The sequence below is a fragment of the Candidatus Clostridium stratigraminis genome (genome assembly GCF_045310675.1).
In the GTDB taxonomy this organism is placed as follows: domain Bacteria; phylum Bacillota; class Clostridia; order Clostridiales; family Clostridiaceae; genus Clostridium_AT; species Clostridium_AT stratigraminis.
Map to the genome: position 1 here is coordinate 190013 of NZ_JBJHZZ010000004.1, position 24689 is coordinate 214701.

The 24689-nt window shown below is 30.8% G+C and carries 29 protein-coding genes; 2 read left to right on the forward strand and 27 right to left on the reverse strand.

Annotation, left to right across the window (positions count from 1 at the left end):
- Positions 1 to 37: 37 nt before the first annotated feature.
- The 14 genes from ACJDUG_RS09040 to ACJDUG_RS09105 all read right to left on the reverse strand — a co-directional run bounded on the left by ACJDUG_RS09040 (position 38) and on the right by ACJDUG_RS09105 (position 9772).
- Positions 38 to 745 (reverse strand): B3/B4 domain-containing protein, encoded by a 708-nt coding sequence (locus tag ACJDUG_RS09040; RefSeq protein WP_406769558.1) that lies wholly within the window; start codon positions 743 to 745, stop codon positions 38 to 40.
- A gap of 146 nt (positions 746 to 891) precedes the next feature.
- Positions 892 to 1059, reverse strand: coding sequence for a hypothetical protein (locus ACJDUG_RS09045; protein WP_406769559.1), 168 nt, complete (start codon positions 1057 to 1059; stop codon positions 892 to 894).
- 498 nt (positions 1060 to 1557) lie between these two features.
- Positions 1558 to 2862 (reverse strand): CitMHS family transporter, encoded by a 1305-nt coding sequence (locus ACJDUG_RS09050; RefSeq protein ID WP_406769560.1) that lies wholly within the window; start codon positions 2860 to 2862, stop codon positions 1558 to 1560.
- 380 nt (positions 2863 to 3242) lie between these two features.
- A complete protein-coding gene (locus tag ACJDUG_RS09055) occupies positions 3243 to 3632 on the reverse strand; it encodes a hypothetical protein (protein ID WP_406769561.1) in 390 nt (129 codons plus the stop codon).
- 30 nt (positions 3633 to 3662) lie between these two features.
- A complete protein-coding gene (locus tag ACJDUG_RS09060; protein WP_406769562.1) occupies positions 3663 to 3896 on the reverse strand; it encodes a hypothetical protein in 234 nt (77 codons plus the stop codon).
- 31 nt (positions 3897 to 3927) lie between these two features.
- Entirely contained in the window at positions 3928 to 4335 is a 408-nt protein-coding gene (locus ACJDUG_RS09065; RefSeq protein WP_406769563.1) for a DUF3997 domain-containing protein, read from the reverse strand.
- A gap of 44 nt (positions 4336 to 4379) precedes the next feature.
- The gene (locus ACJDUG_RS09070) at positions 4380 to 4898 is read right to left on the reverse strand and encodes a hypothetical protein (RefSeq protein WP_406769564.1); all 519 of its coding nucleotides are present in this window, start codon (positions 4896 to 4898) and stop codon (positions 4380 to 4382) included.
- A gap of 103 nt (positions 4899 to 5001) precedes the next feature.
- The gene (locus ACJDUG_RS09075; RefSeq protein ID WP_406769565.1) at positions 5002 to 5613 is read right to left on the reverse strand and encodes a LysE/ArgO family amino acid transporter; all 612 of its coding nucleotides are present in this window, start codon (positions 5611 to 5613) and stop codon (positions 5002 to 5004) included.
- Positions 5614 to 5726: 113 nt separating this feature from the next.
- Positions 5727 to 6311: an MBL fold metallo-hydrolase gene (locus ACJDUG_RS09080; protein WP_406769566.1), complete on the reverse strand. Its 585-nt coding sequence runs from the start codon at positions 6309 to 6311 to the stop codon at positions 5727 to 5729.
- Between the two features lie 62 nt (positions 6312 to 6373).
- Positions 6374 to 6745 (reverse strand): GNAT family N-acetyltransferase, encoded by a 372-nt coding sequence (locus tag ACJDUG_RS09085; protein ID WP_406769567.1) that lies wholly within the window; start codon positions 6743 to 6745, stop codon positions 6374 to 6376.
- Positions 6684 to 7223, reverse strand: a complete 540-nt coding sequence (locus tag ACJDUG_RS09090; RefSeq protein WP_406769568.1) for a GNAT family N-acetyltransferase — start codon at positions 7221 to 7223, stop codon at positions 6684 to 6686. The genes ACJDUG_RS09085 and ACJDUG_RS09090 overlap by 62 nt, the downstream gene beginning before the upstream one ends.
- A 183-nt stretch (positions 7224 to 7406) precedes the next feature.
- Positions 7407 to 8153: a FlxA-like family protein gene (locus ACJDUG_RS09095; protein WP_406769569.1), complete on the reverse strand. Its 747-nt coding sequence runs from the start codon at positions 8151 to 8153 to the stop codon at positions 7407 to 7409.
- Positions 8154 to 8256: 103 nt separating this feature from the next.
- The gene (locus tag ACJDUG_RS09100) at positions 8257 to 8871 is read right to left on the reverse strand and encodes a class I SAM-dependent methyltransferase (protein ID WP_406769570.1); all 615 of its coding nucleotides are present in this window, start codon (positions 8869 to 8871) and stop codon (positions 8257 to 8259) included.
- Between the two features lie 88 nt (positions 8872 to 8959).
- On the reverse strand, positions 8960 to 9772 hold the full coding sequence (locus ACJDUG_RS09105) for a hypothetical protein (protein WP_406769571.1): 813 nt from the start codon (positions 9770 to 9772) through the stop codon (positions 8960 to 8962).
- A 234-nt stretch (positions 9773 to 10006) separates the two neighbouring features.
- Between ACJDUG_RS09105 and ACJDUG_RS09110 the strand changes: the two genes are divergently transcribed.
- The gene (locus ACJDUG_RS09110; protein ID WP_406769572.1) at positions 10007 to 10726 is read left to right on the forward strand and encodes a hypothetical protein; all 720 of its coding nucleotides are present in this window, start codon (positions 10007 to 10009) and stop codon (positions 10724 to 10726) included.
- A gap of 139 nt (positions 10727 to 10865) precedes the next feature.
- On the opposite strand, the gene ACJDUG_RS09115 is transcribed toward ACJDUG_RS09110, so the two are convergent.
- From ACJDUG_RS09115 to ACJDUG_RS09140, 6 genes are all read right to left on the reverse strand, one after another.
- Positions 10866 to 11783: a serine hydrolase domain-containing protein gene (locus tag ACJDUG_RS09115; RefSeq protein WP_406769573.1), complete on the reverse strand. Its 918-nt coding sequence runs from the start codon at positions 11781 to 11783 to the stop codon at positions 10866 to 10868.
- Positions 11784 to 11785: 2 nt separating this feature from the next.
- Positions 11786 to 12589, reverse strand: a complete 804-nt coding sequence (locus tag ACJDUG_RS09120; protein ID WP_406769574.1) for a DUF4046 domain-containing protein — start codon at positions 12587 to 12589, stop codon at positions 11786 to 11788.
- A 472-nt stretch (positions 12590 to 13061) separates the two neighbouring features.
- Entirely contained in the window at positions 13062 to 13598 is a 537-nt protein-coding gene (locus ACJDUG_RS09125) for a hypothetical protein (RefSeq protein ID WP_406769575.1), read from the reverse strand.
- 91 nt (positions 13599 to 13689) lie between these two features.
- Positions 13690 to 14073: a hypothetical protein gene (locus ACJDUG_RS09130; protein WP_406769576.1), complete on the reverse strand. Its 384-nt coding sequence runs from the start codon at positions 14071 to 14073 to the stop codon at positions 13690 to 13692.
- Positions 14074 to 14435: 362 nt separating this feature from the next.
- Positions 14436 to 15347 carry a hypothetical protein gene (locus tag ACJDUG_RS09135; RefSeq protein WP_406769577.1) on the reverse strand — a complete coding sequence of 304 codons (912 nt, stop codon included), beginning with the start codon at positions 15345 to 15347 and terminating at the stop codon, positions 14436 to 14438.
- Between the two features lie 141 nt (positions 15348 to 15488).
- On the reverse strand, positions 15489 to 15704 hold the full coding sequence (locus ACJDUG_RS09140) for a DUF4177 domain-containing protein (protein WP_406769614.1): 216 nt from the start codon (positions 15702 to 15704) through the stop codon (positions 15489 to 15491).
- Between the two features lie 319 nt (positions 15705 to 16023).
- On the opposite strand from ACJDUG_RS09140, the gene ACJDUG_RS09145 reads away from it, so the two are divergent.
- Positions 16024 to 16155, forward strand: a complete 132-nt coding sequence (locus ACJDUG_RS09145; RefSeq protein WP_406769578.1) for a hypothetical protein — start codon at positions 16024 to 16026, stop codon at positions 16153 to 16155.
- Between the two features lie 143 nt (positions 16156 to 16298).
- On the opposite strand, the gene ACJDUG_RS09150 is transcribed toward ACJDUG_RS09145, so the two are convergent.
- From ACJDUG_RS09150 to ACJDUG_RS09180, 7 genes are all read right to left on the reverse strand, one after another.
- The gene (locus tag ACJDUG_RS09150) at positions 16299 to 17102 is read right to left on the reverse strand and encodes a hypothetical protein (protein ID WP_406769579.1); all 804 of its coding nucleotides are present in this window, start codon (positions 17100 to 17102) and stop codon (positions 16299 to 16301) included.
- A 79-nt stretch (positions 17103 to 17181) separates the two neighbouring features.
- On the reverse strand, positions 17182 to 18909 hold the full coding sequence (cydC, locus tag ACJDUG_RS09155; protein ID WP_406769580.1) for a thiol reductant ABC exporter subunit CydC: 1728 nt from the start codon (positions 18907 to 18909) through the stop codon (positions 17182 to 17184).
- The gene (gene cydD, locus ACJDUG_RS09160) at positions 18909 to 20624 is read right to left on the reverse strand and encodes a thiol reductant ABC exporter subunit CydD (RefSeq protein WP_406769581.1); all 1716 of its coding nucleotides are present in this window, start codon (positions 20622 to 20624) and stop codon (positions 18909 to 18911) included. The genes cydC and cydD overlap by 1 nt, the downstream gene beginning before the upstream one ends.
- Before the next feature lie 12 nt (positions 20625 to 20636).
- Complete coding sequence (gene cydB, locus ACJDUG_RS09165) at positions 20637 to 21641, reverse strand: cytochrome d ubiquinol oxidase subunit II (RefSeq protein ID WP_406769582.1); 1005 nt, start codon at positions 21639 to 21641, stop codon at positions 20637 to 20639.
- Positions 21632 to 23023: a cytochrome ubiquinol oxidase subunit I gene (locus tag ACJDUG_RS09170; RefSeq protein WP_406769583.1), complete on the reverse strand. Its 1392-nt coding sequence runs from the start codon at positions 23021 to 23023 to the stop codon at positions 21632 to 21634. Before ACJDUG_RS09170 ends, cydB begins: the two co-directional genes overlap by 10 nt.
- 247 nt (positions 23024 to 23270) lie before the next feature.
- Positions 23271 to 23807, reverse strand: coding sequence for a superoxide dismutase family protein (locus ACJDUG_RS09175; protein ID WP_406769584.1), 537 nt, complete (start codon positions 23805 to 23807; stop codon positions 23271 to 23273).
- Positions 23808 to 24002: 195 nt separating this feature from the next.
- Positions 24003 to 24683: a YczE/YyaS/YitT family protein gene (locus tag ACJDUG_RS09180; RefSeq protein WP_406769585.1), complete on the reverse strand. Its 681-nt coding sequence runs from the start codon at positions 24681 to 24683 to the stop codon at positions 24003 to 24005.
- Positions 24684 to 24689: the final 6 nt, after the last annotated feature.

The following is a 24689-nucleotide window of genomic DNA, read 5'->3' on the forward strand; positions in this document are numbered from 1 at the left end:
ATATCTTTGAAACCACCCATCAAATTTTCACCTCAGATTAATCTATTGATACTTCTTTATTGTTAATATCAAGAATTGAGATCCTACAGGTTCCACCTAAATTTTCCTGTATTCCTTTTGCTAGATCTTGCAGCGCATTTTCAAAATCAGCTGTTCTTTTTTCATCAACTAATTCAATGCACATAAAGGCATTCTTTGTATTTTCAGTAAGCATTGTTCTTACTGATTCACGCCAATTCCAACACCTGCAGATTGCTCCTTCATTATCTTTATATACTATTTCACCTTCATATGGCGGTTCACTTTTATCCGTTCCATATGTAATAAAACCTTCATTTCCAGCTGCCTTAGTAAGTATTATATCTCCAACAAATTTATCTATATCCTCACCACCGCAGGGTAATGCATATCTTAAGGAAATAGAGTTATAAATATCAACTAAAGGGTTAATTGTTCCTAAGTGATTTCCATTATTCACTCGCTTTAGTAATGCTTCGATAGAGGACCTTGCCCCCTTCTTTGTTTTAAACTTTTGGAATGCTTCTCTCCATACTTTTATAACTTCATTACTGCTAAACTCCGGGTTCTGCAAGTACTTTAGTGCTTCCTTCTCTGAGGTTAAAATCTGTTCCTTAAACTTCTCCTCATCTTTTATGGAGTTATCTATACCATTACAAATAACAACTCCTATTCTAGCATTAGGAAATAGACTCCAAAAATAATCTTCAACTATAAAATTCTTCATTACTATTCCTCCTTGGTTATTATAAAAATTATTATCTTAATATTTTAATTTCAAATTTTACATTTAATAATTAATATTATCTTCTAGAAATAGGCATTAAGCCTATTATACATAAAAATTATAGTAAAAGAAATTTTCTATACTTATTAGTAAGTAATTATAAAAAAAGCCAATGGAAATACTATTAAAATATCTCCCAGGCTAAAAATATAATCTATATTGTTTTTCTTACAATACTTGATTAACTCATCTGTAAATTCTCTTGGATTAGTTATTGGATTATCTGGTTCAAAATAAAATGTGAACTTTTCCATTTACCCCAATCTCCCTTTATATAAAATATTAATATTTTTATTATACCGTATAATTCCATGATTTCTATAGATTTTTATTTTTTCTTTTTTCCATCTGAAATTTTTTTATTATCTGTATTATATAAATCAAAAAACCAGAGCAGCATTATAACAAATAGCCCTGAGAGAATATAGGAATATATAGCTGATGAGCCTGCTCCAATAAATCTTGAAACAAAAATTATAATTAAACCTAAAGTAAATATAATCCACTTATTTAAATTTATTTTTCGAAATAAAATATCTTTAAAAGTAAAAGTATGTAATATATGCCGCAAGAGAAACCAAAATAATAAGTCCAATGCCTCCTAAAGACATTTGAATCACCCTTCCTCTGAAAATAAAAAGTTTAAAATGAATAATAAGTAATAAGTCATATGGATGCCATTAAAAAACCCCTCAAAAATGAGGGGTTTAAGGTAAGGCCATGAGTAATCATAATATGTCATGTATAAGCCATTACAGAGGCAATGCACCTGTTAATGTTAATGTTACTACGTATATTACAAATAATACCATTGTAATTGGGAAGCAGAACTTCTGCCATTCGCCAAGGTCTTGATCTGTCAAATTTAATAGTAGGTATATTGATGCTACTAATGGGCTTAGTAAGTGAACTGCTTGTCCAGATAATGCAGCAATTCCAACCTGTAAATTGCTGAAGCCATAAGCTGAGCCTGCCTTTAAAAGTACAGGTAGTACACCGAAATAGTAAGCATCGTTTGATAAGAAGAATGTACCTGGTATACTTAACAAACTAGTAATTCCAAGGAAGTGTGACCCCATAGATGCTGGCACCATTCCAACGATTTGATTTCCAATAGCATCTGCCATTTTGGATTCTGTTAATATACCCATGAATACACCAGCTGCTAATATCATTCCTACTGTATGAATAATACTGTCAGCTTGAAGTGATATAGCTGCTCTTTGCTCTTTTAATGTTCTGAAGTTTATTACTAAAGCTAAAGCTGTACCTATTTCAAAAGCAACGTTAGCTGGAACCTTTTGTGAAAGAAGTGCAATTAGAACTAAAACTGTTATAATAAAATTTACTAATACAAGCTTTGGTCTCTTAAGTGCAAGTTCTTCTTCTGTTAATGTTGCTGCCATTTCACCATGTGATGCTTCATCAAGGATAGTAATTCCAAGACGCTTACGTTCCTTTAATCCTAAGTAGTAAGCAACTATCAATATCCATATTATGCCAACAACCATACCTGGAAGGAAAGGTTTCATTAAAACTGCACCATCGATTTTTGTAACTGCAGCAACACGGGCTGTTGGACCTCCCCAAGGAATGAGGTTAAGTATTGTATTCATAGTTATAACTAATGCTGCTAAGTACATTTTATTAATCTTAAGCTTGTTATAGATTGGAACTAATGCTGCGCATACGATTATATCTGTAGTTGCACCATCACCATCTAAAGAAACAATTGCTGCTAAAACAGCTGTTCCAATAAGTATTTTAAGTGGGTCACCTTTTACTATTTTTATTACCTTATTAACAAGAGGATCGAATAATCCTACTGTTAACATTATACCAAAGAAAAGAATTGCAAAGAATAACATATAGGATGTTGTTGCTACACCTTTAAGACCAGCTTGTATAAATGCTGGCAACTGACCAGTAAATCCACCAATCATAGCAAATATTATTGGTACAATAATAAGTGCTGTGAATGGACTTAATTTCTTAGTCATTATTAATACCATGAACACAATAACTGTTAAGTAACCTAACACAGCTAATAACGTCATAAAATTATTCCCCCTAAATTTCTTAATATAATTAAATGATATTGCGCGCATGATATCGTTTAATTTATCAGTTTAAAATACCATTTTCAGGTTTGTTTTAATTATATTAGCATAAAATAACGTTTTCAACTGGTTTTAAGCAGATTTCACGAAGTGGCAACATAAATTTTTTAAATATTAAAATGATTTTAAAATATTCTTAAAATAATCTTAGAAATTATGAATTTAATAATATTTAAATGGTTTCAAAACTGTTTTAAAATCTTTTTCTAAGAAAAGCTGCATAAAATTATTAATATAGCAAAGTAAATTTCATAAAAAAATTAGCACTAATTAAATAATTAATGCTAATTTTATGGTTAGTTTTATGCTTATATGTATTATTGACATAAGTTCCTTATATAAATCGTTAAGTCTTTTCCTGTTATTTTATAATGTTTGTTATTTACATAAACATATTGAAAGGATTGAGTGTTTCCTTGAATAGAAAGCTCTTTATTATCTTTCAATTGAAAAACAATATCTATTTCGGGTGTTGTATCCCCATCTTGGTAACTTCTTTTTGATCTATTATACATTGAGACAAGATTTTCTATTTCTACTCTATTATTAACAACATCCAGTTCTTTAATGGGAACTAGGCCCCTACTTATATTTACTGATTTTATATCATTAATGCTTAATTTAGGTAATCCATTTCTAGTTATTATAAAAAATACTGCAATTATTATTGCAATTGTTATTAAAAAATAAATTAATAACTTTTTCAAATGTTTCACCATCCTTGCTTATTATAATATCTACTTGTCTATGTTTTTCTCATACCATCTATCAGCAATTTTCACAGCAAAAAAGTTTAATACTAAAGCAATTACAAATATAATAACAAGGTTTAGTAAAGTATTCACTGAAATTATTTTTTTACCATATATGCCTAAAGCAGAGCTTATTCCGTTTCCAGTAAGAATAGCCATTATAGCTGCTACAGTCTCAAGCCTACCTCTAACCTTTCTATATTTTTCATACTTATCCATAAATTCCTCCATATTATGAATTTATTTATTTTTAAGAATTTACTTCTAATTTTTTTTCTAAGCTTTTATATTTTTCAGGAGCTTCTAATTTTAAGCTATTATCAACTTTTAATTCTGTTCTTCTTGAAGTAAAGTCTTTTTCATCAAGTGGGCCATATAGCTTTGGTGCTTGTACATCTACAATCCAGTAGTTCGTTTTGTTATTTTGTATTTGTCTTACTAATATAAAGTCGTTATTCCATGCTATTCCATTTACATTACCCTCTATGGCCTTTACACTGTCTTTGTTTATAAAGTTATCACCACCTGCATGAAACATGGAATATCCACCAGGTAAGTCATAGTTAAAATCAGCCATTCCAGGTCCAAAAAAATCACAACCAATAAAAGTAAGTGTTAATGCTATTATACAACCTAATATACTATATTTTTTTGGCATACATCTCCTCCTAATAAGTTATTTTATATCTATTAATAATATTTCTATTGGAAACTTTTCAAAATGTTTATAAGAGTATCCTTTTTCACATTTACCCATATATCATAAGCTCTGTCATTATTCGTAGGTATAATAGCATGTATTTCCTTCCATGTTTTAGGATTATTAGAAGCAGCAGGATTACTTAGTTCAAGAGTAAAAAGTTTGCCCTTTCCAAGACTGCTATCGATATTCTCTGTACTCAATATTTCACTGTGGTTAGGTAGTGAAGCACCATAATCACCATAATATCCTACTACTGAAATTCCCCCTACTGTTTGTTTATTTTCATTATCAAAAAATATCTCACTTTCATTTCCTCTTTTCACCCAGTTTGAAGGAAGTGTAAAATTAAGATTATTAAGGTTTATTTTATTATCAGCATCAATATTATTACCAGTTTCAGCTACAGTCTTTGGAACAGCAGTAACCATAATGCTTTTCTTCTCGCTGCATCCTGCTAATCCTAATATTAAAAGTCCAGAAATTGCCACCGTTAGAGTTCTTCTAAAGTTATACATCATTCAATCTTCCTTTCGATAATTGCTTTTCAATTTTTTATTAGCGTGTCTTAGATGAAATTAAAATATATTTTAATCCCTATGATAATAATAAAAATGTCATTTGCTACTTTATCAATTGAATAAAAGAGTATCCTAATTTTAACCCATAAAATATTAATATTCCTCCACAAGAGATATTAATCCATTTAATTATATTATTAAATTTACTTCGAAATTTAGAAACAAAAGTTGCCAAAAAATTAAACCACGTAAAAGATGCAATACAAACTCCTAATATGAAGTATTTTGACATTGAAAAAGGAAGTGAAGCACGAAATCCACCCAATAATAAAGATCCATCTATTATTGCTTGAGGATTAAGCCAAGTAACTGCAAAACTAGTAGCTATAGTTTTAATTAAAGATTGACCTACACTTTCATTATCAGTAATTTGTGAGGTAGAACGAATCAATCCAATTCCTATATAAGTTATAATTATTCCACCAATTAAAAGTATGATTTCTTTAAGTAATAAGAATCTCTCAATCAACAATCCTATTCCAAAGAAGCATGAAAGAGCAAGTGATATGTCAAAGAAAACAGTTATTTGTGCAACTTGATAGGTTTTTAATTTACTTTCACGTGCAGCTGTGTTTATTACATATAAATTTTGTGTTCCTATTGGTGCTACATAAGCAAGTCCAAATAAAAGTCCTTGCAAAAGATATTTAAACATTTCTTCCCTCATCTCTGTTGTTTCATTTAAAATTTACTAAGAATTTATTTATTTTTAATTACTTCTTCATAGTTGCTTTAAATAGATTATTATTAATAATCATTTTTTTACCTTTATATCATATAAGAGGCACCATGAGCGGAATATATTTCTGTTATATTTTGTTCTTTAATTAATTTCCAACTGTTTTTTATTGTTTGATCATCGTAGGCTTCTATTAAATCAAATGCAGGAAGGTCACCAGTAAATACACAGCAGCCATCTATAACAAGGCTTATACTATCATCTGTATGCCCAGGTGTTTTGATTATCTCTCCATCTATACCCAAGACTTTAAGAAAGCTTCTACTTTTATCATTATAAATTACAATATTATCTTCTAGAATAATATCTGTAAAATTAAATTTAGGATTCTTCTTAAAAAAATCGTTTAATTTATTCACATAAGGAATCTGGCATTCATGAACAATTAATTTCACCCCAAGATTTTTTAAGTTCTGTGCAAAGCCAGCATGATCTGGATGAAAATGTGTTACAACTAGGTATTTTATATCACTTATTTTAATATCATACTGTTTTATAAGGTGCAGCATTTGATTTAGAGTCTCTGGAAAATCTGTATCTATCATAATCCAGCCAGAACTATATTCAACCAGATAACAATTTGTCATTTTACAAGTTAGCTTCAATATATTCATCTTACATACCTCATTATTAAATTCTATAGCAATAATATTCTCTATAAATTTTCCTAATCCTTCTAAAAAATAAAAAGAGTAGAAATTTCTACTCTAGCAATATGCTTTCTCATAACTACCTTGAAACAACTGTTTCTTAATACTGTAATAAATCCATCAAGTATCTGATGACTTGCTTTAAAGCCTTTCCCTTTATAGAATTCTAGTGCATTATCATTTCCATTTGAAACAAAAATGAATACATCATTTATCTCTTTAAATAAATCTAACCATTCCATAGACTTTTTAAATAAAGTTGAGCCAATTCCAATATTCCTATAACTTTCTTTTATGCAAAATTGAGAAAGGCAGCCCCGCTCCAATACTCTATTTTTATCTGTTAAGCCTATATACAACCATATGATAAACTTTATCACTGTAATAACCTTTATCATCAATTCGATTAGCTTCTTCAAATTTACAGCCTTTAAGAAGCATAATAGATTTTATGTTATTTTCTTCTGTATATGCTTCCAAAGCATCTAAATTCATAACCTTAAAGACATAATCTACTGCACTCAATAATGCTTCCTTCATAAATCCCCTGCCTTGGAATTCAGGGATAATTCCATAACCTAGTTCCGCACTTTTTTGCTCTAGGTTAATATTCCAAATACTGATTGAGCCAATGACTTTTTTAAATTGTTTATGCTCAATAGCCCAAATAACCCATTTATTCTCATCTATACCTTTGTTCATTTTATCAATATAGGACTTAGTTTCCTCTGGGCTTTCATCAAGTTTTGCATCAGTAAACTCATTCATTCTAGGGTCCTTGCGCATCAGGAAAATATCATAGATATCTTTATAATCCATTTTTCTAAGTATGAGATTATTAGTTTCTATTTCAGGGAATGGATTGTTTATAATCATATATTTTACTCCTTACTTAGTAATAATTTACCTCTAACTTCACATTATATAGCAATAATATTCTCTAAAAATCTTCTTAATCCTTTAAAAATATCAAATAACTTGCTAAGAAAAAAAGGCACCTCTAAGAGTGCCTTGACAAAATTCTTATATTTTATTACTTAACAAAACATTTATTAATAATTAAACTCTAACATCCACTCTCTTATTGTTTTTAACTATTTCTTTTATACCTTGTTGTTGATAATTCTCTTCATTATTAACCGATATTTCGTTTTGATAGCCCACAGAATCATTTATAGAAATATTTTCAAAATCGCTTGTTTCTTCATTTTTATCTTTATCATTTATTTCCTTATTTTTACTTACCGTTCTTGAAGCTTCCTTTACTTGTTTTCTTGAAATTCGAAGCGTTTCGCTCTCTTTATTATCCAGCATTTGTTTTCTAGATTCAGTATCATTAAGGTCTTTTATCTTTCTTTTAGGGTCTCCGCCTCTACTTCCGTCTAACTCGATTTCTATCTTTAAAACATTACTTTTTCCATTCAGGCTGTTATTAATTCTATGCATAATTTTAGCTTGGGAATATGTAGAGCTTGATTGAACTAATTGAGACATACCTGCTAAGTTACTGCTATCTTCTTTAGTACCAGCATCTGATTGCTTGCTATTATTTTCTTGATTTATATTTGTGTTTTGATTAAGCATTTCACTTCTCATTTGCTGGATTTCCATATCAATTTTTTCTATTTGATTTTGGATCGACTTAATTTTTTCCTGTTTCATTTTGTCATCCATTCTACTTGCACTGACCTTTTGTATCTGCTCCTGCATTTGCATCTTTTGCTTTTCAAGTAATTTTATAGCATTGTTTTCAGCAAGTGGTGAATAATTAGTTTTTAAGTTTGTAGAGACTGGTGCTATTCTCATTTTTATACCTCCAAAAATATGAATTGCTTTCTCTACCATAAATATCGAATATTTATTAAAATTATTTACAACAATTCCGAAGTAAGATTTGATGTTGCAGAAATCATTTTTTCCTCATAATTACAGCTTGGAAATCGGTATTTCTCCCAACATCAAACTGATGGAATTCAATAATATCGAAAACATTACTTAATACTTCTTTAATTTTACTCTCGGAATAATATGAAAAAAAGCGAGGAGTATCGGTTACTTCGTCTACATAATTACTTTCAGTATCCACACCACCATATACACCCATATAGAATAGTCCTTTTTCCTTAAGCACAAAGTTAATTTCATTTAAAACTTGAGGCAAATCATTTTTAGGAACATGCATAAGACTATTCATAGACCATATACAATCAAATTTTTTATTTAAATTTGAGATATTATAAAAATCTAGTTCATATGCTTGTATATTTTTTCCCTTGCACAATTTAACCATTTCACTTGATAAATCAACAGCTACAACGTTTAAGCCGCAATCCATAAAAAAACGACTGTCATTGCCAGTACCAGCCCCTATTTCTAATAAAGAGTTTTTGTTTTCTGATTTTACATAGCTGTAAAAATTAGCTCTTTGATCCTTCTTCCATTCTTGTTTTTCAGATAAATTCCTTAGTTCAGCTTCTTGGTTATAATATTTTTTTAAATTTAATTTCATCATTGATGAATCCATTTTTATACCCCCGCGATTTATTTGCTTTGCAATATTTGGTTTTATCTTATTAGGAAGTGAACTGTAGCTGTTAATAAGTACAGCTATGTTATTTTCTATAACCTATTGTAATGGGAAGCGGTACCTTAATATATTTTGCAGCTTCTTCATATTTATCAGAAGGTATTGGTATTATTAGTTTCTTAACGTCTTTCACATTTAAATACCTTCTATTAGAGTATTTATCTGAATATCTAGCAGGAACTGCATATTCAATTTCAATATTGCCATTCCTTATTTGCTTTTTCATCATTTCTTTTTTAAGCGGAATATCTAAATTAAAAATCTCTCCGTTTACTATAATAGTACCTTGCATCAAGATAACGCTGCGGTTTGTAAATAATAAATGATCAATCATGCTTATCTTATTCTTAATCATTACTGGTATAAAACAGATAAGGTAACTTGCTACAGCAATTAATATATAAGCTGGCATATTCTTCCTATCCTTAATGTTTGTTAAGAAATATAGAAAATAGGCTATAAATACAACAATACTAAAATATACAGCAGCCTTCTTAAATGATTTAATTTCAATTCTATTATTTATTCTGTAATTATTATTTATAAAACCTGTCCATTCATCTCTTGAATAACACCATTCAGCATAATGTTTTTCCTTATAATAAACCTTATTATATCTTACTGCCTTAACTATATGATAAATAGAAACTGCTAAACATGGAATTATTGCAAATAGGATAAAAGTAACGATAATGACAAGTATGATATCTCCAGCACCTATGTTTCTTATGCTGCCAGTAAGCAAGTGGTGTTTTCTTACAAACAATAAAACCGATATCATCAGCACAAAATAAAAAAAGTATAATAAAGAAATTCTAATCTCTCTTAAATTTATCAATTATTCACCCCCACTATCTTTATTAAATATCTTTTAATATGAATAATTAAAGAATATCATTAACCTATAAATTTATTATAGCCCTTAAATTTACATTATTCTATAAAAATGGTTCCTTCAAAAATAAATAGATTGTAATTTATACCATTTATTATAACTCTTTTGATTATAATCCGTAGATAAAAATATAAGCGGGGCATAGTTTTGGGCTAAAAGAAAATAAGGAGTGATTTTATGAAAAAGATTATTTCAATGTTAATCATATTAACTTTAGTTATTACTATATCAGGATGTGTATCTACCAGTGAGAGTGCTCAGCAATCAAACGTATCAAATATTGGTTATGGTTATGATTATACAATGAATTCATCACTAGATTTGAGCCTGGTTTATAAAAATATAGATACATTGATAGCTGATGCTGAAATCATTGTTGAGGGAAAGGTTTTGGAAACAAACTCAATAGTTGTAGGTAATAATGTATTAACAAAATTTAAACTACAAGTTACTAATTCCTTAAAGGATACTAAATTAAATGGGCAAATAATGGAACTTGCATCTGCTGGAGGTATTGTTTCAGTGGAAGATTTTTTAAAGGCAAACAAACAAGTGGAAAAGAGTTTCGAAATTAATTCTTTAGAAAAATTGACAGTTAACGAAAAAAAGGCAAAAAAAATAAAGTCTACAATGGGTGAGTTTCCATTAATTGAAGCTGGTAAGGAATATATTATATTTGGAAAAAAAGATCATTTAGCATCAGGTGAATCTATTTACGTGCCTTTAGGAATTGCACAAGGCGTATTTGAAATTGACAGTACTAATAATATAATACCTTTTTCAAGATATGGAAAAGATATAGTAAACATTAAGGAATCTAATGAAGACTTCATAAATAACATAATTAAGGTTAAAAATACAGCAAAGCAGCACACATCAATGGTGATAATAGATTAATTAAGGATGTGACTGCTATAATTTGCGTGATTTCATATGTCCCCAAAAAAGACGCTCTCATCAGGTATGGTACCTGCTGAGGTATCTAATATAAACAACGAAAATCCACAACATTTCTGTTGTGGATTTTTAATATCAACTACTCAAGATAAGGGATTATATCTTTATAAATTGCACGCAGAATATCATTTGCATTATTTTCTTCGTGGGAAGTAACAGTGACTACAGCTTTCTTGTCGGGGAATACTATGCAGAATTGTCCATACATTCCATCTGCACGGTAGGCTCCTTTATAAGAACACAGCCACAGCTGATATCCATAGCCTTTAGTCCCTTCTCCAGGATCATGACCGGCAGCTGCATTACTTATAATATCAGTTGTAGCAGCTTTAATATATGCTTCACTTACAATCCGCTTACCCTCATATACACCGCCATTTAAGAATACCAAGCCTAGTTTTGAAAATTCTTTATTAGTCAAATAAAGCTCATTGGCACCTAGAGTATGACCACCAGGGCAGGTATGCCATTGCGGATTAAAAATACCTAGTGGAGTAAAAAGGTGCGGTATAAGAAAATCTCTTAAGGAAATTCCTGATACTTTTTCAACTATACGGGAAAGCATATAGGTACATGCATTTGAATAAAAAAATTCAGCTCCAGCTTCACATTTCATAGGGTCTAAAAAAAATAACTTAGCCCAATCATTAGTCCTCATTTCTTCTACCTCACCTGAAAAATAAAACACCTTTTTTCCTGAGGACATATGTAATAGGTCTCTTATTCTTATGTTATCTGAATACTCAGATGCTATAGCTTTATATTCCGGAAAGAAGCTCAACACAGTATCTGATAGTTTTAGCAAACCTTCATCCTGACATATTCCAATAGCTAAGGAAGTAAAGGTTTTGGAACCTGAGTAAAGACAAACCTTATCATCAGACCGCCATTGGTAGGAGATTTCTCCTTTACCTTCTTGATATACGTTTATACCATATACTCCGTAGCCTTTTTCAAGTACAGTTAAGCGAAATTGATTTAACATAGATTCTTTCATTTTTAACTCACTCCTTGATGATATATAAGCATATTTTCACATTTATGTCTACCTATAAGGACAGAGTTTCCATAAGCTTCCTTAATTGCTCGTTTTGGGTTATCTCCATAGTATTCTGCAAGTAACCTACTTAAGCCATACTTGCCAAAGGTGTTTCTATTAATTCTATCTATTTTCAAATTACTTTTTTTAACTAGCCACTTAACAGCTTTAATTCTATTTCTTTTAGAAGACCAAGTTCCATTTGGAACTTCACTATTTTTTATCTCCCAAGGCAATATTTTTTTGTTTGGGTATGTACTTATAATTAATTCAAACAAGTTTGTATAATAACTGTGTAAAGTCATCAAGCCATTTTTCTCTAAGAGGTCCCAGCTTAACTTTTCCTTTACATCTTCAATGCTCCATTTAAAATCTCTATCAATTAAATAACGCACTGCATTAATTCTATTTTCCTCATTTGTCCAATAACTTTGCGGCACTTTATCTTTTCTAAACTTCCATGGTTTGTAGTCTGTCTCCGGAAATGAATTAATAATATACTTAATAGCACTTCTTCCAAAAAATTTGCTTGCTGTATGCAATTTATTTTTTGTTAAAAATGTTTTACAAACTATCGCTTCTACTTCTTCCTTATTTAATTTCATTTTCACATTAATCAAATAATAAAGCAGCTCTATGGCAGTATCCTTAGCTTCGGTTTCAGTTCTATTAGCCCAAAATCCAGATGGAAAGCTTGAAATTCTTCCGCTTAGTAAAAGCTCATATATTTCTTCATTACTTAAATTATAGAGATTATTAGACAAATTTAAAACCTCCATTTGCTAGAATTATAGACATGCCTTAATATAAATATTCAGTATTAAAATAATTTGTATATATTACTAATTTCTAAGCTGCAAAAAATAACATTATTTGGTTCCTTTTATATTTTATACGATTTAATGATATTAAATTGTGGTGTCGAAGGCTATAAAAAATACCCTGCTGAATTGAGTTATAAGCCCTCCCTACAGGATATTTTTATAAATATTCTCTACATAATTCAGATTTTGATTTGAAGTAAAGTTAAACCTTTGGTAAAAAAGTCCCACCATTTGAAACAAAGTTTTAATCAAAAATATATTTGTATTGCGACGTAAAAACACCGCAAAATTCAATCATAAATAATGCAGTGTTCAAAATAATTATTCGTTTTTTATTGTTGTGACGTTAAAGAAGAAGATTGTGTCTTAATGTCATTTTCTTCTTAGCCATTGGTTACAACTATTAAGAAAATCATTGGCCATTCCACGGTATATATTTGTTTACCATGTCCATTGAAAACATATGAAAGATATTACCATAGCATACATTAACCTCTTCATCACGGTAACCTGTTTTGGGAATCATAATTATGTTTTGGTTTGTTATTCCACCACCTGCAACTGGGGTTTCCAACATTACTGTTCTTTTAAATTTTTCATTATTAAAGCCAATTACTGTTACTGTTCCAATTGGACTGTTATATCTTTTATCTATTGGTACTGTCACTGTAATATCTGCAACACCATCTTCATCTGTTTTTGTTGTGCCTACGATTTTACCATCAGAATCAATTATAATTAAATTAATAGCTGGTATAACAACAGTACTATCAAGAGTATTTTCACGGGCTGTAATATGTAGTGGGTATGTTACTGTTCCATCTATGATTCCAGATTGAGATTTAACTGAGGTTTCAGGAGTGCCTTTGGTGTCGTTTATAGCAGAACAAGATGTAAGGATTGAGATTAATAAAAGGGCTGAAATTATCAAATAGATTATTCTTTTCAAATATATACCTCCTATAATTAGTGCGTCCTTTCTTACTGTTATGACGCAACATATAAAAATTGCGTAAATTGTTCATATGTCAGATTACTATTCACTTTGCATTTGATGATAAATTAATTTGTTTTAAATAAGGAAGAACCTTTGATTTGAAATCTTTGCTACTTAAATTATCATTTTCACTTATATAGTTGTAGATTAATTTTATATTTTCATTTAATAATTTAAAATTATTTATATCTTCTGGTTTCAATTCACCCCTTACAGATTTATCAAGTATATCCTTTAATGCTCTGGTATATAGGCTTGTATACATTTGGTCTATTATTTCAATTTGCCCCCCAGAAGCAGTCAATAAAGCAATGTTTGAATTACTTATACCTTCATACATATTCATCAATGCTAAGATAGTGTCCTTATCTCCTGTAGAAATTTTTGCAAAATCAATTTTATCAGCGTTGGAGATGCTATTACTCAAGTAGGTGCTTAAAATAGATTTTTCTCGTGCTTTGATACTGTTACTTTTTTGCAATAATTGTAGTTAGCGATAATTAAAAAATAATGAAATGACCACAAAAACACAGGTCAAAAATTTAATTATAGATTTTCTTTTCAAAAATTCTCCCCCCTCATAAACTTGTAATATTGAACTCTTGAGACACAAGATAAGAAGATTCCGTCTAAGTCAGTTTATAGAATCCACGCTGAATCCACATAGAACCAGCAAATATTTGAATATTTATATATTTAAATAGCTACGTTAATTTTACAAAAACGTATATATTGTATAATATACATACGCTTGAAAACACTCAAACTTTAAATTGAAATTTCACAACTTCAATTATTTATAGCAGTAATCATTAATTTAGAATTATTGCCAGTAGGTGTAACCTCATTTATCCACATTTCTCCATTACCAAGCATTACCCCCTGATAATTGGTAAATAAATACTTTGTAGAGGTATTAATAATTACATTTTTATAATTGGTATATAGAATTTCATCATATTTATTAACAACGTCATCCTTATTTTGTATTTTAGTAGCTTTACCATTAATTTTTACAGTGATAGGATATAGTATTTGTTCAGCTAACTTTTCCTTATTATCATTTGCTACATAACTTTGAATTTTATTAACAAAGTTTTCTACATCTTGGTCACTTGTGTTTTTAATTGCTAATCCGTATCTTTTCCCATATTCAGCTCCTATAATAATACTTTTCAGTGATAATGTTAATGGATAAAGACTTTTACCATCAGCACTTATCCATGTTCCTACGATTTTATAAACAGAATTCATTTTTCCTTGAAATATACCAGTATTCTTACCTGTTTCATCATATTCATATAGTATAATACTCTTTTCTCCTGCTTTTCCTTGCAACTTAATTTCCTTTCTTTGTTTCTCATAAAAATATGTGCCAACAATCTCATCTTTTATTGGATAAATACTCATTTGTATTGAGATATTATTATTTATTGTGCCTTGATAATCATAATAGCCCTTTTCAAACTGGCTTTTAGTAGTATCTATTCTTTCAAGTAAGGTAGTATTTTTATTAATATTTATATCTGTAGTATTTTGGGATATATTTTCTGATTGAGATTGTTGATTTTTGCTTGATGAAGCATTTTCGATTGAGGTATCAATAGCCTGTTTAGCTGTATCATCAACACCCTTTATTGCATTGAAACACCCTGTTAACATAATGATAAATGTAAGGCAAATTCCTATTACTTTTCCCATTTTCAATTCCTCTTTCATTGTCTTTTATTATTATATTTCATACAATTCTAAAAAGTGTTAATACGGCATAAATTACTATTCTTTATTTATCACTTAATAACCATTGATGAATCTTAGAAGAAGATTGTAAACAAACTTGATTTATATTTCTCTTTCAAAAATCAGATCATAAAAAGTAGCAGCACCACTACCAAATATGGGTGGGGCAAATACTTGTATGAATCTCCATCCCTCTTGAGTATACTTATTTATAACATCTTCATAATTTTGTTCAGGTTTCATCTCCAACATTCGCTGTTTTAAATTTATTCTTACAATTTTATTTTCATATATAATTAATTCCCCCTCTTCTATAATTTGTTATCTTAATCGCTTCCAATTATATCATTTAACAGTAATTAATACCATGTGCTTTACAGATTATAGGAAATCCTCATACTATTTTTTCACCGCATTATTAAATTTTCAAAGATCATTATTCGTAATATCAATTTCAATAGTTATGTCGCATTTTTCTCATATTTCTACTTAACTTTTTTAAGAAAATTTATTGATTATTATTTTAATTCTAGCAATTTTATTAATCTTTATTTCAAATTTCATTTACTCAAATAATATATTTAAGACTTTTATAAGTTCTTGTAAAATAACTACTTCTAAAAAGGATGGAAATGGTGTGCTTAATGGAAATCTTTCAAGAGTGGATGCTAATGAAGCTACTGTTGATATATACGAATATAAAAGCAGCCAAGAAATAGAACAGGACGCTAAAACAATAAGAGGCGATGGGCTCTATGATAGAAAATAAAAAGGCAACCTAACAAGGTTACCTTTTTATATCATTTAAATCCTTAGTCATGCATATTAAATTCCCCTTCGTTTTTTTAGTGAAGTTTGCTTTAGTACATAATATAGTATTACCAAATTACTTGTTACTTTATAACAACAATATTAATTTTTTTGTTTTGGCGGTTTCCAGGTTAATGAATATCGCGTCAGCATTTCTGGGTTTTTGGTTTCCCATTCTATTACCCCATCACTATCAAAGTATTTTTTTTCATAATAGATGGAATGACGACCATCTACCACAGGGTATATAGAAGCATTAGCAGGACCTTCTCTATAATCTTCACATACTTTAATTCTTATTATAAGTTTCCTTATGGGTTCATCAACAGTTGTTGAAACTGCAGTATCAGCCTTACGTCCTTTATCCTCCATTATAAATGATAGTTTTAAGTCTAGAACATCGCCTTTTTTATAAGTTCTGCCAAAATAAACCTCAAATGTATTATATGAGTCTCTTTTGGGTGTTGGAACTATCTCATGCATTTGATTAGAGCTAGTAATTATAGGGCTAGAGTCGCCAGTCCAATTATACTTATCATAGAACCTGTCAACATTATCACATAACATTTTAAGTTTTACCTTTTTCTCATACTTTATGCAATCCAAATTTGTATAATCATAAAACAACTCCTTTTCAAGGAGTATATATTGAAAATTAGTTTTTTTGTATATATTAAATATAGGGCTATTTTCTTTATAAATAAGTAAGCTTAATAAGCATATAGTAACTGCAGCTATAAAGGTTATTACAATTGCGTAAGGTAATAAATATTTACCGTGTAAAGCGAAGAAATTATAAAACAATCCAGCAATACCCACAATTAAAGTAAGCAGTAAATACTTTATAAGGTCGTAGATTCCCTTGCTAACGACACTTTCCAGTATCTTCTTTATGCTGTTTAGCATTCTATACCTCCGATATTATAGAGCTAACTATATATTATATTATCTATAATTCAAATATATACCATATACTTAATCTATTTTAATTTGTTTTTAGCTGCTGCTGGATACTCCAAAGCTTATAATATATTCCGTTTCTATCTATTAGCTCCTTATGAGTACCTCTTTCCACAACTAGCCCTTTATCCATTACTAATATTTCATCCATTTTATCCATACCTACTAATCTATGTGTTACCCATATACAGCTTTTATCTGCTATTTCACTTTGTATTGCAGCAATAACCTTTTTTTCAAGGTTTACATCTAGACTTGCTGTTGGCTCATCTAGAAGTACTATTTTACTATCCTTAAGCATAGCTCTTGCTAGAACTAGTCTCTGCTTTTCACCGCCGGAAAAGTTTAAGCCAAATTGGCCTACCATAGTATTAATACCATCAGGAAGCTCATCTGTTAACTCTTTTACATTAAACTCACTTAGCTTATTATATATATTCTCCTCATCTGAAGCAGGATTTGCTATTAAAAGGTTCTCCCTAATAGTTGTATTAAACAAATATGGATTTTGATCCACATAAGTAAAGTACTTTCTAATTTCCTCTTTATCCATTTCTTTGTAGGATACCTCACCTAAATTAATGTCTCCGCTACAATATTTCATAAATCCAAGCAGTGTTCTTAAAAGAGTGCTCTTGCCTGAGCCACTGGCACCTACAATGGCAAGCTTCTTTCCATAAGGAAGGTTAAAGCTTATATCCTTAATAATTTCACTGCTTTCCCCATCTTCCCTTACACTTAAATTATTTACAAATAAATTATAATTACTTATTTCTTTAATGTATTTGATTTCTTTTGGTTCTCCATTATCTATAATAGAGAAAATATTGGTGCCTGCATTACTAGATTCTCTAAATTTATAAAGTATATTTGGCATTGGTATAAGAGCTTCAAAGGATGCCATTATGGCAAGAGGAAGCATAGCATAATAAATTCCCTCCAGTGCTCCTGATTCAATAAGTGGTGCAGTGATAAGAAGAGTTAAAGCCATGATAATACTAGCTGAAAGAGAATAAATGTTGTCACCTATAGCAGTTAAAACATTCTTTTTCTTCTGCAGCTTTAAATATTCTTTACTAAGTGCAGCAAAGTCCTTTGAAAATTTATCTCTCATTGAAAACAGTGCTGCCTCTAATACTCCTTTAACTGAATCAATTATAGCTATATTCAGCTCCTTTTTTATATAAGCCTCCCGTTCAATATAGCCTTTACTAAAGTTAAAAAGTACCGCAGGAAGTACAAAGCCTGATATAGTGTAAATTATTATATATATTAAGGCAGCGGCTTTACTAAAGTATGAAATAAATATACTGGTTAAAATTCCAGTGAGTACTGCTGTTATTAGCGGATATATTCCTCTAAGGAATAACTCCTTTAGAGTATCAATATCATTTACTACCTTAGTGTAAATATCACCTGTTTTAAAATTTTTATTATTTTCAGAGTAGTTATCATTAAAATTTTTATAAAACCAGCCCCTGATTCCGCTTAAGATTCTAAAGGTGGTATCATGGGAAAATATTCTTTCTAAGTATCTAAAAATCCCTCTGGATATTCCAAAAAATCTTACAGCTACAATAAGTACCATAAGATCAAGCACATCTGGGTGCAGTGCAGCTCTTGATATAAGCACAGAGGAGGTGGAAAGCATTCCTACATTGCTCATTATTGTAAGTAGTCCCATTAAGAGAGATAGTATAACGAAAAATAGGTACTTTCTCATAAGACTACTCATTACCTTAAGTATCCTCATTACTGCACCTCCTTAGCTGTTATCATTTCATAGTATAAGCCCTTTTTATCTATAAGCTCCTTGTGACTGCCCATTTCTGCAATATGTCCATGGCTAAGCACTACAATTTTATCAGCTTTCTTTATGGTGTTTAGCCTATGGGCTGCTATTAAAACGGTTCTTTCCTTTAGATTTTCACTAAATATACTGGTAAGCATTTCTTCTGTTTCAGGGTCTAGGGCTGAAGTTGGCTCATCTAAGATAAGAAGACCTGAAGTTTTATATAGTGCCCTAGCTAATGCAATTCTCTGCTTTTCTCCTCCGCTTAATTCTACCTTCTCACCCTCACCGATTTGGGTTTTATACTTAGCCTCATAGCCCTCTGCAAAATCACTTACCTTAGTACTTTCACATATACTTAAAAGCTTCTCTAAATCAGCACTGCTGCCTAAAGAAACATTATTTTCAATACTCATATTATATATATGGGGAAATTGAGGGACTATGGAAATGCATTTAAAATATTCTTGCTTTTCTATTTTATTAATATCTATGCCGTTAATTAAGACCTTTTCATACTCCGGCTTTAAAAAACCGCTGATAATATTTATTAAGGTAGTCTTTCCACTTCCGCTTTCACCAACCAAGGCAACTTTTTCACCCTTATTAATATTAAAGGTTATATTATTTAAGGTTTCCTTTTCTTCATGAGCAAAGCTAAGATTTTTGATTTCAACAGCGATTTGATCACTATTAATAAAGACTTCCTTATGACTTTCAATTTCTTTAAAAGCTTCTTCAGCTGCTTGTACTTTTTCTATAGCCACTTGTCCATTTAAAGAAGCATGAAACTTCATTCCAAGCTGTCTCATAGGAAGATAAAATTCAGGTGCCAATACTAATACGAAAAATGCGCTAAAAAAATCGATTTTGCTATACACAAGTCTAAGTCCTAAATTAACTGCAAGTACTGCTGTGCTTATTGTAGCTGAAAGCTCTAATACCAAGGCTGATAGGAAGGAAACCCTTAAAACCTCCATGGTGGACTTTCTATAAGCTTCACTGATTTCAAAAACCTTTTTCTCCTGAAGCTTACTTCTTCCAAAAAGCTTTAGTGTACTAAGTCCTTGCAGTACCTCCATAAAGTGTGAGCTTAAAACATTAAGCTTTTTCCACTGCCTTTCATTAACCTCTTTAGCTTTATAGCCTATAAGTCTCATAAAAAATGGTATTATAGGATAGGTTATAAGCATTATAAGTGCAGAAAGTCTATCAGTAAAAACAACTGCAATACATATAGTAATTGGTATTAAAAAGGCTGCAAAGGCCTGAGGAATGTACTGTGAGTAGTATGGTGTTATATTCTCGATACCTTCAGTTAAGATATTTATAACCTCACCTAATTTTTGATTTTTAACTTTAAATGGATTTGAGGAGAGTATAAGGGTAAATGTATTTACCCTTATACTCTCCTTAATATCTTCAGAGCAATTTTTAATATACACATCAATTATAAAATTAACAAGGGATTTTAAAGCAGCATTTGCAGCAAACATTACAATATAGTTCTTAATATCCATAACCCCAAGCTTCTTTATAAATACTCCATTTACTATTAGCGCAAGGAAATAAGCATTTAATATTGTAAATGCAGAATTAAGTAAAGCTGAAAGGGTTGCTGCAGGAATATATAGTTTTTTTGTAGTGCTTTCTTTTAACAATCTCTTATTAAACATCTTTATACCGCCTTAATATTCTAAGTCTTTAACACTTACTCTCTTTCTAAATACCCAATAGGTCCAGGCTTGATATAATAAAACAATTGGTACAAATATTAATGCAACCTTTGTCATTAAAGACAGTGTCTTAGCACTGGATACTGCCTTTTGAATTGTAAGGCTGAACTCTGGGCTTAGACTGGATACCATGACCCTTGGGAATAAGCCAATGAATAAGGCCCCTACTCCAAGAACTATGGATAGACCATTTGTAATCATTGCTAGCTTAACTTTATCCTTCTTTGCTAAATACCAGCTTGCAGCTAATAATACTAATGCTAGTATAGAAGCAGCTAAAGCAAGCTTACTGTTATAAAGATCAGTTTGTACAAAGCTAAGTACTGCTAATATTAAAGCAGCAGCTATAGCATAAATTCCTACTGTCCCAGCGGTCTTAACAGCTTTCTTTTGCATCTCCCCTGTAGTCTTTAGAGAAAGGAATACAGCTCCATGGAATATAAACACAAGAAGTGTAGTTATTCCAGCTACCAAGGTATATATGGAAATTAAATCAAAGAAACCACCTACATAGTTCATAGTTTTATCAATTGGCACTCCCTTTATTAGGTTCGCCATAGCCACTCCCCATAGAAGGGCTAGTAGTGAACTGCTTACAAAAAGCACAGTATCCCAGTTTTTTCTCCAAGCCTTGCTTTCCTTCTTGCTTCTAAATTCAAAGGCAACTCCTCTAAGAATAAGTGCAACCAAAATTAAAAGCAGTGCTAAATAAAAGCCGCTGAACATAGTAGCATACCAGTTAGGAAAGGCTGCAAAAATTGCACCTCCTGCTGTTATGAGCCAAACCTCATTTCCATCCCAGAAAGGTCCAATGGTGTTTATAATAATTCTTCTTTCCTCATCCTTTTTACCTAAGAAAGGAAGTAAAATGCCTACTCCAAAGTCAAAGCCTTCTAAAAAGAAGAAGCCAGCAAACAATACTCCAATTAATGCAAACCATAAATTTCCTAAATCCATAATGACCCCTCCTTATCTTCCTTAACATTAACTTTTCCTGCATTTTTACCTAAAGGAGACTGTTTAGCAAATTTAAACATTAAGGCAACATCTATAACTATTAGTACAGAATAGACTAAGGTAAATACTATAAGTGAAGTAAGCACGTAGCCTGCAGAAACTGTAGGTGAAATTCCCTGATCTATCTTTAAAAGTCCGTATACAATCCAAGGGGAACGGCTCATTTCTGTTAGAATCCAGCCTGTAGAATTTGCTATATAGGGCAGTGCTATTGATAATACAAATATCTTTAAAATCCATTGTTTTTCTGTAAGCTTTCCTTTTATATAAAGGTACAAAGCTATCAGTGCTAATAAAATCATCAGCATACCTGAACCCACCATAGCTCTAAAGGTATAGAAGGATATAGTAACCGGTGGAATATAATTACCAGGTCCATATTGCTTTTCATATTGGGCCTGTAAATCATTTATCCCTTGTACTTTTCCAGTAAAGCTATTAAAGCTCATAAAGCTTAAGAGCTTTGGTATAGCTATTTCAATGGTGTTTTTCTTATTTTTTTCATCAATTATAGATACAATACTAAGTGGTGCTGGATCTTGACTCTCCCATAGAGCTTCTGAAGCAGCTGTTTTCATAGGAAGGTTTTTTGCAAGGTATTTTCCCTGTGCGTCTCCTGCACCAGCAACTAAAATAGTTGAAATAAGAGCAGTTATAGCTCCTATCTTTAGAGAAGTTTTAACCCACTGTTCATTATTCTTTTTAATTAAGTGATATGCACTTATTCCTAATACAAAGAAACCTCCTGTGGCTAGAGCAGCAAAGATTGTATGAGGAAATTGAACCCATAGGTGAGGATTTCCTATAACCTTAGAAAAACTCTCCATTTCAGCTCTTCCATTGTTAATTACATAGCCAGTTGGGTTTTGCATAAAGGAGTTTGCAACTAAAATCCAAAATGCAGAAAGCATTGTTGATATAGACACTATCCAAATAGATGCTAGATGGATTTTTTTCGAAACCTTATCCCATCCAAAAATCCATATTCCAAGAAAGGTGGATTCTAAGAAAAATGCCAGCAGCGCTTCAATTGCCAGGGGAACGCCAAAAATATCCCCTACATATCTAGAGTAATCAGACCAATTCATTCCAAATTGAAACTCCTGCACTAAACCTGTTACTACTCCCATTGCAAAATTTATCAGGAACAGCTTTCCCCAGAATTTAGCCATAACCTTATACTTTTCATCCTTGGTTTTAACATAAAATGATTCCATAATGGCTAAAAGAAAAGCTAATCCAATAGTTAATGGTACAAAGAAAAAATGATAAACCGTAGTTATGGCAAATTGTAGTCTTGCCAAGGTGATTACATTTCCCATTAATTTTTTACCCCCTAATATAATAATTATTATTTCGTAATTTCGCTTATTAATTAATTATATATCTATTTGGTAAATTTTAAAAGTCTTTATTTAAAAAAATTTAATATTGTATACTTAAATTGAGAAATATTTGCTTTTTGCCTTTAATAACAATACATAAAAAATTAGCACTAATATTTATTATAACTAGTGCTAATAGAGAAACTTCTTGTTATATCCACAGCGGCTTTCAATTTTTTCTTATTTACATCATTTCTTGAATAACTCCACAAGCCAGCTTCCTACCTGAGGCTCCTGCTGGCTGCGTCCTATAATCATCTGGGCTTTCATGGATGATTACAGATTTACCTATAATATCAGCTACAGTAAACTTGTTAGTGTAGAAAATCATTCTTGAAAAGCCGTTATTGGAGAAAAGGACAGGAAAATCCCCTGCATGATTACCATGAGGCTGATTTGTTGGATTCCAGTGTGAGCCTGCAGCAGCAAAAGGATCTGAAGGATTGCCTACAGTGCAGTTGCCATTCTCATGAATGTGAAAACCATGAGGTCCAATTTGTGGATTACCATCTGAAGCAGGCCTAAAGGAAGGGAGACCAAATACTTCTACTGCAACTTGAGTACCTCCTTGTTCATCAGTAAATGTAACCGTGCCACGAATAGATGGTGCCAATGGTCCTCCGGATATTCTAGCTACTGCTCTTCTAAAATTCGTTTGTGGTCTTGGGATTTTTCTGTAGTCATAGTAATAGTCATTAAAATATGGACATTCATATTGCATAACATCCTCCAAATTAAAATGGTACAATTTATGTTATGCTGGAATTGGGTAAAGCGTTACAATATATGTCATGAAATGGAACATAAAAAATTAGTCCATAATATAGAATAACTATTGCTAATTAAAAAAATAAGCATAGATATCTATCACTGAAATGATAGATTCCTATGCTTATTTTGCGCAAACCTAGCTTTATTAGCTGTTTACGGCTAATTTACTTAATTTTAAACTTTTAAGAACAGTCTTATCAAATACTTCTGATATCTTTTGTATAGTTGGTCCTGCCATAAAAGCAGCAATAACTGTTACAACTCCCACTTTTCCACCAAAGGCAAAGCCAATTATTATTGAGCATATATCAAAGTATATTTTTGCTGTTTTATATTGACTATTTATTTTATCTCTTATAAGCATAACAACACCTGTACATGGATCCATTCCAATATCCATGGCTATAAAAATACCAACCCCTAAAAATAACATTGAGCAGCCGCAGAAGGAAGTTAAGATTCTCCCTGTTAAAGAACTAGGAATATTAAGAATATCATGTATCTTAAAGCCTAGACTTACAAAGTTCCCTAGCGGAAGTGCATATATAAATGTTCCTATATTTATATATTTGCGATTAACCATAAATACTATAGCGACAAAAACTATGTTTACCATGTTTGTTACAAGTCCAAGTTTTTCTATTGGCAATCCAATTATATTTCGAACTCCATCATATAAAACAGCAACTGCATCATTTCCTAACATTCCTGCTGAATTAAATGCCAGCCCAAAGCCAACTAAGGCTATTCCCACTAATGCTAACGGCAGCTTTTTAAGTAAAGTTTCATATGCTTTGTTATTGCTTCTACTAATTGTGTTATCCATTTCTCA

Coding starts and splice junctions, on each gene's coding strand:
- ACJDUG_RS09095 (WP_406769569.1), bottom strand. CDS start 8,153: ATGAGAATAGCACCAGTCTCTACAAACTTAAAAACTAATTATTCACCA.
- ACJDUG_RS09135 (WP_406769577.1), bottom strand. CDS start 15,347: ATGGGAAAAGTAATAGGAATTTGCCTTACATTTATCATTATGTTAACA.
- ACJDUG_RS09050 (WP_406769560.1), bottom strand. CDS start 2,862: ATGACGTTATTAGCTGTGTTAGGTTACTTAACAGTTATTGTGTTCATG.
- ACJDUG_RS09175 (WP_406769584.1), bottom strand. CDS start 23,807: ATGCAATATGAATGTCCATATTTTAATGACTATTACTATGACTACAGA.
- ACJDUG_RS09085 (WP_406769567.1), bottom strand. CDS start 6,745: ATGATAAAGGTTATTACAGTGATAAAGTTTATCATATGGTTGTATATA.
- cydB (WP_406769582.1), bottom strand. CDS start 21,641: ATGGATTTAGGAAATTTATGGTTTGCATTAATTGGAGTATTGTTTGCT.
- ACJDUG_RS09090 (WP_406769568.1), bottom strand. CDS start 7,223: ATGATTATAAACAATCCATTCCCTGAAATAGAAACTAATAATCTCATA.
- cydC (WP_406769580.1), bottom strand. CDS start 18,909: ATGAGGATACTTAAGGTAATGAGTAGTCTTATGAGAAAGTACCTATTT.
- ACJDUG_RS09150 (WP_406769579.1), bottom strand. CDS start 17,102: ATGCTAAACAGCATAAAGAAGATACTGGAAAGTGTCGTTAGCAAGGGA.
- ACJDUG_RS09180 (WP_406769585.1), bottom strand. CDS start 24,683: ATGGATAACACAATTAGTAGAAGCAATAACAAAGCATATGAAACTTTA.
- ACJDUG_RS09070 (WP_406769564.1), bottom strand. CDS start 4,898: ATGATGTATAACTTTAGAAGAACTCTAACGGTGGCAATTTCTGGACTT.
- ACJDUG_RS09080 (WP_406769566.1), bottom strand. CDS start 6,311: ATGAATATATTGAAGCTAACTTGTAAAATGACAAATTGTTATCTGGTT.
- ACJDUG_RS09100 (WP_406769570.1), bottom strand. CDS start 8,871: ATGGATTCATCAATGATGAAATTAAATTTAAAAAAATATTATAACCAA.
- ACJDUG_RS09110 (WP_406769572.1), top strand. CDS start 10,007: ATGAAAAAGATTATTTCAATGTTAATCATATTAACTTTAGTTATTACT.
- ACJDUG_RS09060 (WP_406769562.1), bottom strand. CDS start 3,896: ATGGATAAGTATGAAAAATATAGAAAGGTTAGAGGTAGGCTTGAGACT.
- ACJDUG_RS09065 (WP_406769563.1), bottom strand. CDS start 4,335: ATGCCAAAAAAATATAGTATATTAGGTTGTATAATAGCATTAACACTT.
- cydD (WP_406769581.1), bottom strand. CDS start 20,624: ATGTTTAATAAGAGATTGTTAAAAGAAAGCACTACAAAAAAACTATAT.
- ACJDUG_RS09115 (WP_406769573.1), bottom strand. CDS start 11,783: ATGAAAGAATCTATGTTAAATCAATTTCGCTTAACTGTACTTGAAAAA.
- ACJDUG_RS09075 (WP_406769565.1), bottom strand. CDS start 5,613: ATGTTTAAATATCTTTTGCAAGGACTTTTATTTGGACTTGCTTATGTA.
- ACJDUG_RS09040 (WP_406769558.1), bottom strand. CDS start 745: ATGAAGAATTTTATAGTTGAAGATTATTTTTGGAGTCTATTTCCTAAT.
- ACJDUG_RS09045 (WP_406769559.1), bottom strand. CDS start 1,059: ATGGAAAAGTTCACATTTTATTTTGAACCAGATAATCCAATAACTAAT.
- ACJDUG_RS09170 (WP_406769583.1), bottom strand. CDS start 23,023: ATGGGAAATGTAATCACCTTGGCAAGACTACAATTTGCCATAACTACG.